This window comes from Pseudomonas fluorescens, assembly GCF_902497895.1.
Taxonomy (GTDB): domain Bacteria; phylum Pseudomonadota; class Gammaproteobacteria; order Pseudomonadales; family Pseudomonadaceae; genus Aquipseudomonas; species Aquipseudomonas fluorescens_BP.
In genome coordinates, this window is the sequence record NZ_CABVHQ010000003.1 from 44,190 (window position 1) to 60,562 (window position 16,373).

Genomic DNA, 16,373 nt, shown 5'->3' on the forward strand with positions numbered 1-16,373 from the left:
TTAACGCTTGTGGCCAGTGTCGAGCTTGCGTTCCAGATGCATGGAATAGCGCGACATACCAAAACAGAAAATCCAGAACACCAGGGCTGCGAACACATAGCCTTCGGTGGCCATGCCCAGCCATTTCGGGTCGGCGGCGGCTTGCTTGACGCTATTGAGCAGGTCGAACAGGCCGATGATGATCACAAGGCTGGTGTCCTTGAACAGCGCAATGAAGGTGTTGACGATGCCCGGAATTACCAGCTTCAAGGCTTGCGGCAGAATCACCAGGCCCATGCTGCGCCAGTATCCAAGGCCCATCGCCGCAGCCGCTTCGTACTGACCTTTGGGAATTGCCTGCAGACCGCCGCGCACCACCTCGGCCACGTAGGCCGACTGGAACAGGATCACCCCGATCAGTGCCCGCAGCAGCTTGTCGAAGTTCATGCCTTCAGGCAGGAACAGCGGCAGCATCACCGAGGACATGAACAGCACGGTGATCAACGGCACGCCACGCCAGAACTCGATGAAGGTCACGCAGACCACTCGAATCGCCGGCATGTTCGAACGCCGCCCCAGCGCCAGCATGATCCCCAGCGGCAACGCACCGGCAATGCCGACCGTGGCGATCACCAGGGTCAGCATCAGGCCGCCCCATTGGCTGGTCGGTACTTCGCTCAGACCGAACCAGCCACCGTGCAGCAAGGTGTAGGCAATGATCGGATAGAGCACCAGGAAGCCCAGGCCGTAGATCGCCTTGCGCGGGAAGCGCGAGATGAACAACGGGGCCACGCCAATCACCGCCAGCCACACGGTCAAGTCGACCCGCCAGCGCAAGTCGGTCGGATAGTAGCCGTACATGAACTGGCCAAAGCGCTGCTGGATGAATACCCAGCAGGCGCCTTCCTTGGTGCAGTCGGCACGGGTGGTGCCGACCCAGTTGGCGTCGATTATCGCCCAGCTCAGGATCGGCGGTACTATCAGCCAGATCAGGTAAAAGGCGAACAGCGTCAGCAGGGTGTTGATCCAGCTGGAGAACATGTGCGCCCGCATCCACGCCACGATACCGATACTACTGCTCGGCGCTGGCAGGTCAGGTTTGAAAATATGAGTCGTCATATGCGCTTCCTCACCGCTCGATCAGCGCAATGCGCTTGTTGTACCAGTTCATCAGCAGGGAAATGCTGATGCTGATCGCCAGGTACACGCTCATGGTGATGGCAATAACCTCGATTGCCTGCCCGGTCTGGTTGAGCACCGTACCGGCAAACAACGAGACCATTTCCGGATAACCAATACCGGCAGCCAGCGAGGAGTTCTTCGCCAGGTTGAGGTATTGGCTGGTCAGCGGCGGAATGATCACCCGCAGCGCTTGCGGGATGATCACTTTGCGCAGGGTCGGACCGTTGCGCAGACCGAGGGAACGGGCGGCTTCGGTCTGGCCATGGCTGACCGACATGATCCCCGAACGCACGATCTCGGCAATAAATGCCGCGGTGTACACCGTCAGGGCCAGGGTCAAGGCCAGCAGTTCCGGGATCAACACCCAGCCACCGACGAAGTTGAAACCTTGCAGCTTCGGCATTTCCCAGTGCAACGGAGCGCCAAAGATCAGTGCGCACAGTGCAGGAATCACCAGGAATAGCGCCAGGCCAACCCAGAACTTGTGGAACGGAACACCGGTCGCTTCGAAACGCTTGTTGGCCCAGCGGCACATCACCACGACGGCAACGATCGCCACCAAGACACTGACCATGAACGGCCAGAACCCGTCGGCGGTCAGGGCTGCCGGCATGTTCAGTCCCCGGCTGCTGACAAAGAACGTATCACCGAAGTTATGACTGTTGCGCGGCCCCGGCATGGTCAGGAACACCGCGAAATACCAGAACAGAATCTGCAGCAACGGTGGAATGTTGCGGAAGACCTCGACGTACACGGTCGCCAGCTTGCTGATGATCCAGTTCTGCGACAGCCGGGAAACACCGACAATGAAACCGAGGATCGTCGCCAGGATGACGCCGATGAAGGTCACCAGCAGGGTATTGAGCAGGCCGATGACAAACACCCGGGCATAGCTGTCCGATTCGGTGTAGTCGATCAGGTGCTGAGCGATGCCGAATCCGGCGCTGCGCTCGAGAAAGTCGAATCCGGAAGTAATGCCCCGGTGTTGAAGGTTGGTTTGGGTGTTATCGAACAGATACCAGCCCATTGAGACCACCGCGACAATCGTGATGATCTGAAACGCCCACGCACGCACTCGTGGATCGCTGAGGCTGAGCCTCTGCTTTGGTGCGCCGATTGAATTTTGCATGAAGTGCCCCAGAAATAATGGAACAGAACATCACCCGGTGGTTGGCCCACCGGGTGATAGAACCATCAGCGCACTGGTGGTGCGTATTGAATGCCGCCGTTGTTCCACAGAGCGTTCAGCCCGCGGTCGATGGCTAGTGGAGTGCTCTTGCCGAGGTTTTTCTCGAACACTTCACCGTAGTTGCCCACTTGCTTGACGATCTGGACGACCCAGTCCTTCTTCACTTTCAGGTCTTTGCCGTATTCGCCATCAGTGCCCAGCAGACGTGCAACGTCCGGGTTCTTGGTGGCTTTGGCTTCGGCTTCGACGTTTTTCTGGGTGATGCCCATTTCTTCGGCATTGAGCATGGCGAACAGGGTCCACTTGACGATGCTGAACCACTCTTCGTCGCCTTTACGCACGACCGGGCCCAGCGGCTCCTTGGAGATGGTTTCCGGCAGAACCACGTAGTCGCCCGGGGTCGCCAGCTTGCTGCGCTGTGCATAGAGCTGGGATTTGTCGGAGGTCAGCACGTCGCAACGACCGGATTCCAGCGACTTGGCGCTTTCATCGGAGGTGTCGAAAGTGATCGGGGTGTATTTCAGACCATTGCCGCGGAAGAAGTCGGAAACGTTCAGCTCGGTAGTGGTACCGGCCTGGATGCAGATGGTGGCGCCGTCGAGTTCTTTGGCGCTCTTGACGCCCAGCTTGTTGTTTACCAGAAAGCCGATGCCGTCATAGTAAGTCACGCCGGCAAACACCAGACCCATGCCCGAATCGCGGGAGCTGGTCCAGGTGGTGTTACGCGACAGCACGTCGATTTCGCCGGATTGCAGCGCGGTAAAGCGCTCCTTGGCGTTCAACTGGCTGAATTTGACCTTGGTCGCGTCGCCGAATACGGCAGCGGCCACGGCGCGGCAGACGTCAGCGTCGATGCCGATGATTTTGCCAGTGGAGTCCGGAACCGAGAAGCCCGGCAGACCATCACTTACACCGCACTGTACGAAACCTTTTTTCTGCACTGCATCCAGGGTTGCACCCGCCTGAGCGAACCCGCTGACACCGAGTACTGCGGCCGCAGTCACGATGGCCAGGGTGGATTTCAACATCTTCATTCAAACCTCCAGGTTTTGCTCTTGTTGTGTCGGAGCTTGAGCCTTGCCGCACCCTTATGAGGCGCTGTTGACCCGTGTTGGCTTTTATCAGGGTCAAGCGGCTAAGGCCTTCGCCATGAGTCTAGTAGGAGAAAATCCATATAATGGAAAACTCACTTCTCACCAATCGGCCGAACGGGCTGTAGCCCTTTCATATTCGCGAAGCCCGTAACGGCCTTTGGCGAACGTCCATCAGCGGATTTTTTTGCTCTCCCACAACCGAAGGTAGACTGATAGTGTTACCGCTCGGCGCAGGATTACTTGCACAACTTTCCCCATAGCAAAGGCCGTACCATACCGGCCGCTAAAGCGTTTCAGTGACAGGTCAATAGCAAAACTTGCAGCCTTGCGACATCTTCTTAACTGATCAACCAGGCGCGCACGCAGACCGAGCACACAATGAGAGCGCACGCACACAATTGGAGCAGACATGACCCAGACCTTGATTCTTCAGCCCATCAAGCCCGTCGACGCCTGCGTGATCTGGCTGCACGGCCTGGGTGCCGACCGCTACGATTTCCTGCCGGTGGCCGAAGCGCTGCAAGAAAGTCTGCTGACCACCCGCTTCGTTTTGCCTCAGGCACCGACCCGCGCCGTGACCATCAATGGCGGTTACGAGATGCCGAGCTGGTACGACATTCTCGCGATGAGCCCGGCCCGGGCCATCAGCCGTGAGCAGCTGGATGAGTCCGCGCAAACCCTCGTCGATTTGATTGAAGAACAGCGCGCCAGCGGAATAGACGCCTCGCGGATTTTTCTTGCGGGCTTTTCCCAAGGCGGCGCAGTGGTTTTACACACTGCTTTTCTGAAGTGGCAGGGCCCTTTGGGTGGCGTAGTTGCCCTCTCCACTTACGCACCGACCTTCAGTGACGAACTGCAATTGTCCGCCAGCCAACAGCGGATTCCCGTGTATTGCCTGCACGGTCATTACGATGAGGTTGTCCAAAACGCCATGGGGAGAACCGCTTACGAGCACTTGAAACGCCTTGATGTCACCGTGACATGGCAGGAATACCCAATGGGCCACGAAGTGTTACCCGAAGAAATCCGCGACATAGGCGTCTGGCTCGCCGACCGGTTGCGTTGAAAACCGAAACTTCCTGTAGCCGTATGACCAATGAACTACGCCGCGCCCGATTCTTGCATTACACTGCCCGGCACTTAACCAATTTGAATGAGATGACCGTGCTCAAAGCACTCAAGAAAATGTTCGGTAAACGCGAGGCTGAGCAGCTCGCGCCTGGCTCCATTGCACCTTCCCACAGCTCCGGAACCCGCACCGACGCTAATCAGCCGGGTCGCGCAGTGCCTGGGGCCGTACCCAAAAAAGAGCCGGTGAGCACAGCCGTCGCCCAACCTGCAGCGGCTCCTGTCGATGAACAACCGCGCAGCGAAGAAGCCAAACCTGCTCAACCTCGCCGCCAACGCGCGCCGAAACCGCCAGTCACACCCTGGAAACTCGAAGATTTCGTCGTCGAACCCCAGGAAGGCAAAACCCGCTTCCACGATTTCAAACTTGCACCAGAACTGATGCACGCGATCCAGGACTTGGGTTTCCCGTACTGCACGCCGATCCAGGCCGAAGTGCTGGGCTTCACCCTCAAGGGGATGGACGCCATCGGGCGGGCCCAGACCGGCACCGGTAAAACCGCCGCCTTCCTGATCTCGATCATCACCCAACTGCTGCAGACCCCGCCGCCCAAAGAGCGTTACATGGGCGAACCGCGAGCGCTGATCATCGCTCCGACCCGCGAACTGGTGGTCCAGATCGCCAAGGACGCGGCCGATCTGACCAAATACACCGGTCTGAACGTAATGACCTTCGTCGGTGGCATGGACTTCGACAAGCAGCTCAAGCACCTCGAAGCCCGCCACTGCGACATTCTCGTGGCCACCCCTGGCCGCCTGCTGGACTTTAATCAGCGCGGTGATGTTCACCTCGACATGGTCGAAGTGATGGTTCTGGACGAAGCCGATCGCATGCTCGACATGGGCTTTATCCCGCAAGTGCGTCAGATCATTCGCCAGACCCCGCCGAAAAACGAGCGTCAGACCCTGCTGTTCTCCGCGACCTTCACCGAAGACGTGATGAACCTGGCCAAGCAATGGACCACCGATCCGGCCATTGTCGAAATCGAAGCGATCAACGTCGCCAGCGATATGGTCGAGCAGCACATCTATGCCGTCGCCGGCAGTGATAAATACAAACTGCTTTACAACCTGGTGAACGACAACGGCTGGGAACGGGTGATGGTTTTCGCCAACCGCAAGGATGAAGTGCGGCGCATTGAAGAACGCCTGGTGCGTGACGGCGTCAACGCAGCGCAGTTGTCCGGCGACGTGCCGCAGCACAAGCGCATCAAGACCCTGGAAGGCTTTCGCGAAGGCAAGATCCGCGTACTGGTCGCCACCGATGTCGCCGGCCGCGGGATTCACATCGACGGCATCAGCCATGTGATCAACTTCACTCTGCCGGAAATGCCGGACGATTATGTGCACCGCATCGGCCGTACCGGCCGGGCTGGCGCCAGCGGTGTGTCGATCAGCTTTGCCGGTGAAGATGACTCCTACCAGTTACCGTCCATCGAGGCACTGCTGGGTCGCAAGATCAGTTGCGAAACCCCACCGACGCATCTGTTGCGCGCAGTAGAGCGCAAGCGCCCGTAAAAACCGGCGCAACCCAAGAGACGCAGTCCGGAAACGGCCTGCGTTTTTTTTCGTCTGGACATTGTCAGCCAGAACTAATAGTCCATAATGGACTAATTAGTTTACTTTCATTTCCACGGGAGCATCTGCATGTCCAGCACGCCTTATGTGATCGCCCAGGCCCAGGCCCGCCAGCTACTCGAGCAAGTCGACGTGCCGCAGATCCTGCGCAAGCTGTTCCGTGACCTGGCGGCCGGGCAAGCGGTGCAACCTGCCCAGCAGCTGGTGGAATTCCCTCAGGGTGCTGGCGATTTCATCAACTACCTCGGGGTATTGGCCGAAGACCGCGTCTATGGGGTGAAAACCTCGCCCTATATCGTGCGTAGCGAAGGCCCGCTGGTGACGGCCTGGACGCTGTTGATGTCAATGGAAACCGGCCAGCCGTTGCTGCTCTGCGACGCTGGCGAACTGACCACCGCCCGCACCGCCGCGACCACTGCGGTGGCGGTTGATGCACTCGCCGCGCCTCACGCCCAGCGTCTGGCCATCATTGGCAGCGGCCCTGTAGCCCAGGCGCACCTGCGCTATGTGAAAAACCTGCGCGACTGGCAAAGCATCAGCCTCTATTCGCCGAGCCTGACCGGCAAAAGCCCCGCGGAGCTCGCGTCGCTGCGCGCACTTGAGCCGCGCCTGCAGATCGTTGCCAGCCGTGAGGAAGCGCTCAGCGACGCCGATGTGATCATGCTCTGCACCTCCTCGGCCGCTCCGGTGATCGACCCGCTTGCATTGAGCAAACCGGCACTGATTACCTCGATCAGCACCAACGCGCCGCGAGCTCATGAAGTGCCGCCGCACGCCTTGAATGAAATGCAGGTCTATTGCGACTATCGTCAGACCACCCCCGGCTCGGCTGGAGAAATGCTGATCGCCAGCGAGCAGCATGGCTGGGACAAAAGCGCCATTCGCGGCGATCTGCCAGAGCTGCTAAGCAACCAGACACCGCGTCCAGCCTACGACCGTCACGTATTCTTCCGCTCCATCGGCCTGGGCCTGGAAGACATCGCACTGGCCAATGCGCTCTACCATTTGCAGCGCAAAAGCTGACACAGCCGATTGACCAGACAGGGTGCAGTCCCTGTGGCGAGGGGGCTTGCCCCCGCTCGGCTGCGAAGCAGTCGTAAAACCGGTGGATGCGTTCTACCTGACAGAATGCGGTTGCCGATTTTAGGACCGCTTCGCGCTCCAGCGGGGGCAAGCCCCCTCGCCACAGCAAGCTCCCTCGCCACAAAATTCCCCGCCAGACTCAGGCTCACAATTCCAAGGAGAACCTCATGACCCAGGCAGATTTCATCATCATCGGCGGCGGTATTGCCGGTGCATCCACCGGTTACTTCCTGTCGCGTCACGCCAGGGTGATTGTGCTGGAGCGCGAATCGCATCCGGCCTATCACTCCACCGGGCGTTCCGCTGCCTTATACACCGCCGCCTACGGTACGCCCCAGGTCCGGGCGTTGACCCTGGCCAGTCGAGACTTCTTCGATGCGCCGCCGGCCGGTTTCTGTGAGCACCCGTTGCTGACTCCACGCGGGGAAATGACCGTGGATTTCACCGACGATCCCGAAGAACTGAACAATCAATACCTGAGCGCCAAAGCCAGCGTGCCTGAAATGCAACTGCTCAGCGCCGACGAAGCCTGCGCGCGGTTGCCGATCCTGCGCCGGGAAAAGGTCCACGGTGCGATCTACGATCCAAGTGCCAGCGATATCGATACCGACGCCCTGCATCAGGGTTATCTGCGGGGTATCCGGCGCAATCAGGGTGACGTGCATACCGACTGTGAAGTGCAGAGCCTGAGCCGTGACGACCAGGGTAACTGGCAGGTTGTAACAGCCAACCAGACCTTCAGCGCTCCAGTGGTGATCAATGCGGCTGGCGCCTGGGCCGACAAAATCGGCGAGATGGCCGGGGCCAAGGCGATCGGCCTGCAACCCAAGCGCCGGGCGGCGTTTATCTTCGCAGGTCCCGAAGGGATGGATAGCCATGACTGGCCAATGCTGGTCAGCCTTGATGAGTCGTTCTACATGAAACCGGATGCCGGGATGTTCCTCGGCTCTCCGGCCAACGCCGATCCGGTCGAGCCCCACGACGTGCAGCCCGAAGAGCTGGACATCGCCATGGGCATTTATCAGATTGAAGAAGCCACCACCCTGACCATTCGCCGACCGACCCGAACCTGGGCCGGATTGCGCAGTTTCGTCAGCGACGGCGATCTGCTCTGCGGCTTCGATCAGCAGGTGCCTGGCCTGTTCTGGGTCGCGGCCCAGGGCGGCTACGGGATCCAGACTTCGCCGGCCATGGGCCAGGCCGCTGCCGCACTGTTGCGTGGCGAAGCCTTGCCGGAACAGCTGACACGCTTTGGCTTGAGCAGCGCCATGCTCTCCCTCGCTCGCCTGGGCTGAAGTGCCCTCAGGTGACGGCCCGCCTCGATTGCGGCAAACTCCCAGCGCCCTTTTCGATAGGGCGCTGAACGCTGCCTGGAGCAACACCCTATGACACCACCTCGACAAGACCCCGCCCTGGACAACTTCCGGGCGATTGCCGATGCCATCGCCACGCTGTTTTACCCCCATGCCGAGGTGGTGCTGCACGACCTGCGCACGCAAAAGATCGACTACATCGCCAACAACCTGTCCAAGCGCGAAGTGGGTGACGATGCTGCACTGGAGGACATGCTCAGTGAAGAGGTCAGTGAAGAGGTCAGTGAACGAAACATTGGCCCGTACGAAAAACTCAACTGGGACGGTCAGAAAATCCGCAGCCTGAGCAGCGTACTGCGCGACAGCAACGGTCAGCCGCTGGCGGTGCTGTGCATCAACCTGAATATCTCACTGTTCGAAAACGCCAAGGCTGCACTGGACCTGTTCCTGTCGCCGAGCAAGCTGATTGCGCAACCGGACTCACTGTTTCGGGATGACTGGCAGGAGCGCATCAACACCTTCCTGCACGCGTGGCTGCGCGAACGTCAGTTGAGCCTCAACCTGCTGACCCGCGAGCACAAACGCGAACTGGTGCTGGCCCTGCACGCCGAAGGCGCCTTCAAAGGCAAAAGCGCCTCCAATTACGTGGCTAATGTGCTGAACATGGGACGGGCGACGGTGTACAAGCATTTGAAGGAATTGAAGGAATTGAAGGAGCTGAAGGACTGAAGATCAAAAGATCAAAAGATCGCAGCCTGCGGCAGCTCCTACGCCGGCCGAGTACACCTGTGAAATTGCAGGCGCATGCAATCCTGTAGGAGCTGCCGCAGGCTGCGATCTTTTGATCAATCGCCGTAGATATCCGACTTGAAGTACTTGGCCTGGATCTTCTGGTATTCGCCGTTGGCGCGAATGTCGTCGATGGCTTTGTTCAGCTGGCTCACCAGCTCGGTGTTGCCCTTGCGCACGGCGATTCCGGCACCCTCACCCACGTATTTCGGATCCTTGAGTTCCGGGCCGACAAAGGCGTAATCGGCGCCACGTGGCATCGACAGGAAATCATCCAGAGGAATGGTATCAGCGAAAATGGCGTCCAGGCGACCGGACGCGAGGTCCATGTAGATCTCTTCGTTGTTGCCATAACGCTTGACCGTGATCCCCTTGGGCTCGAAGACTTCGGTAGCGTAACGGTCAGTGGTGGTGGCCCGTTGCACGCCAACCGTTTTGCCTTTGAGGCTGGCGTACTGATCGTCAACCACAGCGCCTTTCTTCATCACCAGCCGCGACGAGGTGAAGTAGTACTTGTGGGTGAAGTCGACCGAGTTCTTGCGCTCTGCGGTGATGGTCATCGACGACAGCGCGGCATCGATTTTCTTCACCTTCAGCGATGGAATCAAGCCATCGAACTCGCTCTCGATCCACTCGCACTTGACCTGCATTTGCGCGCACAGCGCATTGCCGATGTCGTAATCGAAGCCGCTGATTTTTCCTTCGGACGTCTTGAACGCAAAGGGCGGGTATGCCGCTTCAATACCAATGCGCAGGTTTTTTTCAGCGGCGAACAAGCTGCTGCATGCCAACAGACTGAAGGCCAGGCCACTGATGAGGGTGAGTTTCTTCATGTTCGTTTTCTCGCGGGTTGTTGTTTGTTTGGCAAGATGAAGAAGGGCAGCTGCAAGCTGCAAGTTAAAAGCTTGAAGCTGCTTCTATTGTACTTATAATTCCATACTGGACTTTTATGTATTGATCGTCAATCGAGTGGCCGCACTTCATTCTTCCTTTGGTCGCGAGGATGGATTGGGGTGAATCAGGAAGATAGAGGGTGTGGCTGATGGCCCTATCGCGAGCAAGCTCGCTCCCACAGTGAATTTGTGGTGAACACAAAAAAGGTGATCGACACAGATGCCATGTGGGAGCGAGCTTGCTCGCGATGACTGACTTACAGTCAACGGAGAATAGCCAGCCTGTTTACTTGTTCCAGCGCTCCACCGCCGCATGATCGCTGTCCTTGCCTTCCACCCAGCGAGACCCGTCGCTGGTGTTTTCTTTCTTCCAGAACGGTGCACGGGTTTTCAGGTAGTCCATGACAAAGGCGCAGGCATCGAACGCAGCCTGGCGGTGGGCGCTGGCGGCACCGACGAAAACAATCGGCTCGCCCGGTTCCAGGGCGCCGATCCGGTGCAGCACTTCAAGCTTGAGCAGCGGCCAGCGCTGCTCGGCTTCCACGGCGATCTTGCCGAGGGCTTTTTCGGTCATGCCCGGGTAGTGTTCTAGAAACATTCCGGCAACCTCAAGCCCATCGTTGAAGTCACGCACGTAGCCGACAAAACTCACCACCGCACCGACGCCGACGTTCGCCGCGTGCATCGCGTTGACTTCAGCGCCCGGGTCGAACGCCGTGGATTGCACGCGAATCGCCATGGTCAGCCTCCGGTCACGGTGGGGAAAAACGCCACTTCATCGCCGTCGGCCAGTGGCTCGTCGAGCTGGCACAGGTCTTCATTGCGCGCGCACATCAGGTTCTGTTCGCTCAGCACCTGGGCACCATCACGCTGCGCCAGCAGCACCCGCACATCATCGACCGAGGCGAAATCGCCTTCGACTTTCAGCGAATCCACACCCAGTGCCTCACGGTAGCGGGCAAAAAACTTCACCGTCACTTTCATTATTCGGATACCTGATAGTGGCCGCTCTTGCCGCCCAGTTTCTCCAGCAAGCGCACGTTCTCGATGATCATGCCGCGATCCACGGCCTTGCACATGTCGTAGATGGTCAGCGCGGCGACGCTGGCGGCGGTCAGGGCTTCCATTTCGACACCGGTCTGCCCGGCAAGCCTGCAGCGGGCGACGATGCGCACCGCGTCTTCACCTTCGGCACTGAGTTCGACCTTGACGCTGGTCAGCAGCAGCGGATGGCACAACGGGATCAAGTCCGAGGTTTTCTTCGCCGCCTGAATCCCGGCGATCCGCGCCACGGCGAACACATCACCCTTGGGGTGACCGCCGCTGACAATCATCTGCAGGGTTTCGGGGAGCATGCGCACAAGCGCTTCGGCCGTGGCTTCACGTGACGTCACGGCTTTTTCGGTGACGTCGACCATATTGGCGCGACCTTGGGAATCGAGATGAGTCAGCACAGGTTTACTCCTGATCAGGAGCGTCGATTGTAAACCTGCGGGTTAATTATTCGCACGTTTGATTGCAAGATCGCCACCGGTCCCCCGTAGGAGCTGCCGCAGGCTGCGATCTTTTGATCTTCATCGAGCTTGCCGACGCCAAAAGATCGCAGGCTTCGCCAGCTCCAAGATCAAAAGATCGCAGCCTGCGGCAGCTCCTACAGGGGGGTTGTCGTTTGTCAGACAGAAACCGGGCGGCTTTGGGCCGCCCGGTTTTGGTGAGGGGGTTACAAATGCGATTCGGCGTATTCGGCCAGAATCGAACGAGGCACCCCTTGCAGGGTGATGTGCACCCCGTTGGGGAAGTCTTTGAAACGTTCGGTCAGATAGGTCAGCCCGGAGCTGGTCGCGGACAGGTAAGGGGTGTCGATCTGCGCCAGGTTGCCCAGGCACACCACTTTGGAACCGGCACCGGCACGGGTGATGATGGTTTTCATCTGGTGCGGGGTGAGGTTCTGGCATTCATCGATCAGGATCAGGCTCTGCTGGAAGCTGCGGCCTCGGATGTAGTTGAGGGATTTGAACTGCAACGGCACTTTGCTGAGGATGTAGTCGACGCTGCCATGGGTGCTCTCGTCATCCATGTGCAAGGCTTCGAGGTTGTCGGTGATGGCGCCCAGCCAAGGCTCCATTTTTTCCGCTTCAGTGCCGGGCAGGAAGCCGATCTCCTGGTCCAGTCCCTGCACGCTGCGGGTAGCGATGATCCGCCGGTAACGCTTGCTGACCATGGTCTGTTCGATGGCGGCAGCTAGGGCCAGGATGGTTTTCCCGGAACCGGCAGCACCCGACAGGTTGACCAGGTGGATGTCCGGATCGAGCAAAGCGAACAGCGCCAGGCTCTGATAAATGTCACGCGGTTTCAGACCCCAGGCTTCCTGGTGCATCAGCGGTTCCTGATGCAGGTCGAGAATCAGCAGTTTGTCTACCTCGATCTCCTTGATCCAGCCGACAAAACCCTGTTCGTCAATGATGAACTCGTTGATGTGCACCGCCGGCAGATTGTCGATCAGTTGCACCTGGTGCCAGGTGCGACCGTGATCCTGACGGGTTTCGACCTTGCTCACACGGTCCCAGAACGACCCCGTCATGTTGTGGTAACCGTTGGGTAGCAGCGACACGTCGTCGACCAGTTGGTCGGTGCTGTAGTCCTCGGCTGCGATCCCGCAGGCCCGGGCCTTGAGGCGCATGTTGATGTCTTTGGTGACCAGCACCAAGGGCAGCTCAGGGTCGCGTGCATGCAGGTCGATCAACTGGTTGATGATGATGTTGTCGTTCAGATGCTCGGGCAGAATGATGTTCGGTTCGGCACGCTTGCTCATCAGAATTGACAGCAAACCCTTGGGCCCGCTTTTGCCACGCTGGATCGGCACACCGAGCTCGACGTCTTCAGGGCTGGCGTCGCCCAGGGTCTTGTCGATCAGGCGAATGGCCTGACGGCATTCCGCGGCCACGCTGTGATGCCCGCTCTTGAGCTTGTCCAGCTCTTCAAGCACGGTCATCGGGATCGCAACGTGGTGTTCTTCGAAGTTCAGGAGAGCGTTTGGATCGTGAATCAATACGTTGGTATCGAGTACATAAAGGATTGGCTGGTTGGAAGGGCTACGTCCGTGATCATCCATACTCGGTCACCTTTGTGGGAGCCAGTCGACGCAATACCGTGACAGTGCTGCGCCTCGAAGTGGCCACCGAATTCACCTGCCGCACTCAAATGAAAAGCACGATACAAGTGAACTGCACACAAGGGGTCTTGGAAGACGCCACCTGTGTTGCAGGTTTCGGCGGTCTGTATTCGTAATACTCCAAAACCTGTGACAGAAAAAAGTACTTTGACGTTTTTTTGAAGTTTATTTTTCAGAGTGACCAATAGCACTTGGCGGACTGCCATCACCCCGTATAAAGTCGGAAGTCCGCCTGCAATGAAATCTTCGTAAAAATTTCTCTTTTCAGCTTTTCCCCCAGCATTTGCTGGCCTTTGGTCCTTTCAGCGAAAAGCGTCCTGGCAATCCTCCCAGCCGATCCCGCTCTGTGCGGTTTGCCTGATCAACCAGGGCAGCGCGTTTTTTAGCGCATCCTGTTTAACATTGAAATTGATCACCCCGCGCCGCCACAGCAGCATCAGGGTCAACACCCGCTCGCCACTCTGTTGAGCCTTGAGCCTGCCGCCTGCGTCCTGTGGATCGATGTCCCACAAGACCACCTGCAATCCCTGAGCCTTGAAAAAAACTTCGCCATCGGCGCGACGCTGGCCATAGGGCGGGCGGAACAGCGGCACATAGCTCTCCGGCAGCTTGCCTTTGAGCAGTTCGATGCTGCGCTGGATCGAGTAGTGCCAGTCCTGCCAATGACTATGGGAGCGGTATTCCCAGCCCTGCACGCCCACGCACTGCTGTGAATACAGGGCCTGCAGATCAGCCACCGAGTGCTGGGCCAGGCGCGCCTGAATATCGCTGCCCAGCACAAAGAAGGTCCCGCTCATGTTCGACTGGCGCAGGTAGTCGGCGAGCCAGGCGCTGTTATCCGGCGAAGCAGCGGCAGCACTGTCGAAGGTCAGCAGAAACAACCGGTCGTAGAGTTCGTCACCGTTGCGCTCGTAGTCACCGAAACGATCGATTTCGCTGCTGGTTTGCGGAAACAACGCCGCCTTGTGCAGCTGCTCGTCCAGATAGCGCTCATGGAACATCCGGCTCGGTTCGGCCCAGCGTGTGTAGAAGGAATCGGTCGCAACCTGAAACTTGCCGGCCTGTTCGCGCAGGCTGTCCAGGTCTTCGACTCGATAACAGAAGGAGGCGTCCTGATCGCAGCTTTGCTGGGCGAAGTTGTAGTTGGCGAGCAAGCGCTGCCACATCCGCTGACGAACGCGATCGATCGACTCCAGATTGATCATCCGCAAGCCCAGGCGCTGCTTCAACGCCGCCTCGTCCAGAGCTTCACTGGCCAGCAACGCGCGCGAGAAGGTGAGGATTTCCGCCCGCGACGCCACGTCGAACAAGGTCGGACTGCCGAGCTGCTCCGGCCAGGTGCTGCGATCCAGCGTGGCGACGTCAGTGGGCGCGGCCATGGCACCGAGACTGAGCAGCCAGGCCGAGAAAACGAGGGCGATACGCAAAGGGATGTCTCCATAACAAAACCCGCGGCGCACTATAGCTGATCTGGTGCACTACCCCCGGCCCTGTTGGCGCGCCCGAAAAGATCGCAGCCTTCGGCAGCTCCTACGTGGACCGTGTGCATCCGGCCAATCTGGTGAACAACGCAGACGTCCACGGTTCAAGGTGAACACGACCGTGTCCATCCGACCATTTTGGTAAACAACGCATACGTCCACGGTTAAAGGTGAACACGACCGTGTCCATCCGACCATTTTGGTAAACAACGCAGACGTCCACGGTTAAAGGTGAACACGACCGTGTCCATCCGACCATTTTGGTAAACAACGCATACGTCCACGGTTAAAGGTGAACACCGTCCCCGTAGGAGCTGCCGCAGGCTGCGATCTTTTCAAATGACGCCGTCGATCCCTCTATAACCTCCATTACTGGAGTCAACTCGGTCAACCCCCTAGAATCCCCCGACGATTTCAGGAGACGACTTCATGCTGATGGTGATTTCCCCAGCCAAGACCCTCGATTACCAGACCCCGCCGGTGACCCAGCACTTTACCCAGCCGCAGTACCTCGATCACTCCCAGGAGCTGATCCTGCAGTTACGCGAGCTGAGCCCGGCGCAGATCAGTGAGTTGATGCACGTTTCCGACAAGATCGGCGGCCTCAACGCCGCCCGTTTCGGCAGCTGGACCCCGGCCTTCAGCCAGGCCAACGCCAAGCAGGCGCTGCTGGCGTTCAAAGGCGATGTGTATACCGGTATGAATGCCGAAACCTTCAGCGAGGCAGATTTCGAGTACGCCCAGCAGCACCTGCGCCTGTTGTCGGGCCTGTACGGCCTGCTGCGCCCGCTCGACCTGATGCAACCGTACAGACTGGAGATGGGCACCAAACTGGTCAATGCCCGTGGCAAGGACCTTTACGCTTTCTGGGGCACCCGGATCAGCGAGTGGCTGAACCAGGCCCTGGTCGAGCAAGGCGATGACCTGCTGCTCAACCTGGCTTCCAACGAATACTTCTCGGCGGTCAAACGCTCGGCCCTGAACGCGCGGATCATCAATACCGAGTTCAAGGACCTGAAAAACGGCCAGTACAAAATCATCAGCTTCTACGCGAAAAAGGCCCGAGGCATGATGAGCCGCTTTGTTATTCAAGAGCGGATCAACGACCCTGCCGCGCTCAAGCAATTCGATGCCCAGGGCTACCGTTTCAGTGCCGAACAGTCGAAACCCGACACTCTGGTTTTTCTGCGCGACCACGCCCCCGAATAAAGCACTGTTTCGGCGCACGTCATTTGTAAGGCACGTGCGCCGACCGCTATTCCCCTCCGATTTCCCCCGCCGAATACGCCATTTTTATGGCGTCAAAAATACCTCTTATGTTTTTTGAACTTTTCATTCGTTCGAAATTTGTCGATTTTTTTTGTAGTGGCACTTATTTTTTTTGCCAGTAGTGGCATATACCCATCCAAATCGATCAATCCCCCGTCAATAAAGGGCCATATGGCCAGTGATAGCAATATGCAGTCGGTGCCATCTTTGGCAATATTTCAAG

15 protein-coding genes are annotated in these 16,373 nt (G+C 58.4%); 6 read left to right on the forward strand and 9 right to left on the reverse strand.

The window, feature by feature from the left end; translation table 11 throughout:
• The 3 genes from F8N21_RS02090 to F8N21_RS02100 all read right to left on the reverse strand — a co-directional run bounded on the left by F8N21_RS02090 (position 1) and on the right by F8N21_RS02100 (position 3,384).
• Positions 1-1,098: an amino acid ABC transporter permease gene (locus F8N21_RS02090; RefSeq protein WP_150640534.1), complete on the reverse strand. Its 1,098-nt coding sequence runs from the start codon at positions 1,096-1,098 to the stop codon at positions 1-3.
• A 10-nt stretch (positions 1,099-1,108) separates the two neighbouring features.
• The gene (locus F8N21_RS02095; protein ID WP_150640535.1) at positions 1,109-2,290 is read right to left on the reverse strand and encodes an amino acid ABC transporter permease; all 1,182 of its coding nucleotides are present in this window, start codon (positions 2,288-2,290) and stop codon (positions 1,109-1,111) included.
• 65 nt (positions 2,291-2,355) lie between these two features.
• On the reverse strand, positions 2,356-3,384 hold the full coding sequence (locus F8N21_RS02100) for an amino acid ABC transporter substrate-binding protein (protein ID WP_150640536.1): 1,029 nt from the start codon (positions 3,382-3,384) through the stop codon (positions 2,356-2,358).
• Between the two features lie 469 nt (positions 3,385-3,853).
• Between F8N21_RS02100 and F8N21_RS02105 the strand changes: the two genes are divergently transcribed.
• The 5 genes from F8N21_RS02105 (at position 3,854) to F8N21_RS02125 (ending at position 9,275) form a co-directional block, all read left to right on the forward strand.
• Positions 3,854-4,510, forward strand: a complete 657-nt coding sequence (locus F8N21_RS02105) for an alpha/beta hydrolase (protein ID WP_150640537.1) — start codon at positions 3,854-3,856, stop codon at positions 4,508-4,510.
• A gap of 92 nt (positions 4,511-4,602) precedes the next feature.
• A complete protein-coding gene (gene rhlB / locus F8N21_RS02110) occupies positions 4,603-6,090 on the forward strand; it encodes an ATP-dependent RNA helicase RhlB (RefSeq protein WP_150640538.1) in 1,488 nt (495 codons plus the stop codon).
• 129 nt (positions 6,091-6,219) lie between these two features.
• Positions 6,220-7,173: an ornithine cyclodeaminase family protein gene (locus tag F8N21_RS02115; protein WP_150640539.1), complete on the forward strand. Its 954-nt coding sequence runs from the start codon at positions 6,220-6,222 to the stop codon at positions 7,171-7,173.
• A gap of 227 nt (positions 7,174-7,400) precedes the next feature.
• Entirely contained in the window at positions 7,401-8,528 is a 1,128-nt protein-coding gene (locus tag F8N21_RS02120) for an NAD(P)/FAD-dependent oxidoreductase (RefSeq protein WP_150640540.1), read from the forward strand.
• Between the two features lie 90 nt (positions 8,529-8,618).
• Entirely contained in the window at positions 8,619-9,275 is a 657-nt protein-coding gene (locus F8N21_RS02125) for a transcriptional regulator (RefSeq protein WP_150640541.1), read from the forward strand.
• Between the two features lie 116 nt (positions 9,276-9,391).
• Here F8N21_RS02125 and F8N21_RS02130 read toward each other — a convergent pair whose 3' ends face one another.
• The 6 genes from F8N21_RS02130 to F8N21_RS02155 all read right to left on the reverse strand — a co-directional run bounded on the left by F8N21_RS02130 (position 9,392) and on the right by F8N21_RS02155 (position 14,827).
• Entirely contained in the window at positions 9,392-10,168 is a 777-nt protein-coding gene (locus F8N21_RS02130) for an ABC transporter substrate-binding protein (RefSeq protein WP_150640542.1), read from the reverse strand.
• A 346-nt stretch (positions 10,169-10,514) separates the two neighbouring features.
• On the reverse strand, positions 10,515-10,967 hold the full coding sequence (gene moaE, locus F8N21_RS02135) for a molybdopterin synthase catalytic subunit MoaE (RefSeq protein WP_150640543.1): 453 nt from the start codon (positions 10,965-10,967) through the stop codon (positions 10,515-10,517).
• A gap of 2 nt (positions 10,968-10,969) precedes the next feature.
• Positions 10,970-11,212 (reverse strand): MoaD/ThiS family protein, encoded by a 243-nt coding sequence (locus tag F8N21_RS02140; RefSeq protein WP_150640544.1) that lies wholly within the window; start codon positions 11,210-11,212, stop codon positions 10,970-10,972.
• On the reverse strand, positions 11,212-11,682 hold the full coding sequence (gene moaC / locus F8N21_RS02145) for a cyclic pyranopterin monophosphate synthase MoaC (protein WP_150640545.1): 471 nt from the start codon (positions 11,680-11,682) through the stop codon (positions 11,212-11,214). The genes F8N21_RS02140 and moaC overlap by 1 nt, the downstream gene beginning before the upstream one ends.
• A gap of 266 nt (positions 11,683-11,948) precedes the next feature.
• On the reverse strand, positions 11,949-13,340 hold the full coding sequence (locus tag F8N21_RS02150; RefSeq protein WP_150640546.1) for a PhoH family protein: 1,392 nt from the start codon (positions 13,338-13,340) through the stop codon (positions 11,949-11,951).
• A gap of 362 nt (positions 13,341-13,702) precedes the next feature.
• Positions 13,703-14,827, reverse strand: coding sequence for a polysaccharide deacetylase family protein (locus F8N21_RS02155; protein WP_150640547.1), 1,125 nt, complete (start codon positions 14,825-14,827; stop codon positions 13,703-13,705).
• Positions 14,828-15,310: 483 nt separating this feature from the next.
• Here F8N21_RS02155 and yaaA point away from each other — a divergent pair, with 483 nt between their 5' ends.
• Entirely contained in the window at positions 15,311-16,090 is a 780-nt protein-coding gene (gene yaaA / locus F8N21_RS02160; protein WP_150640548.1) for a peroxide stress protein YaaA, read from the forward strand.
• Positions 16,091-16,373 lie beyond the last annotated feature (283 nt).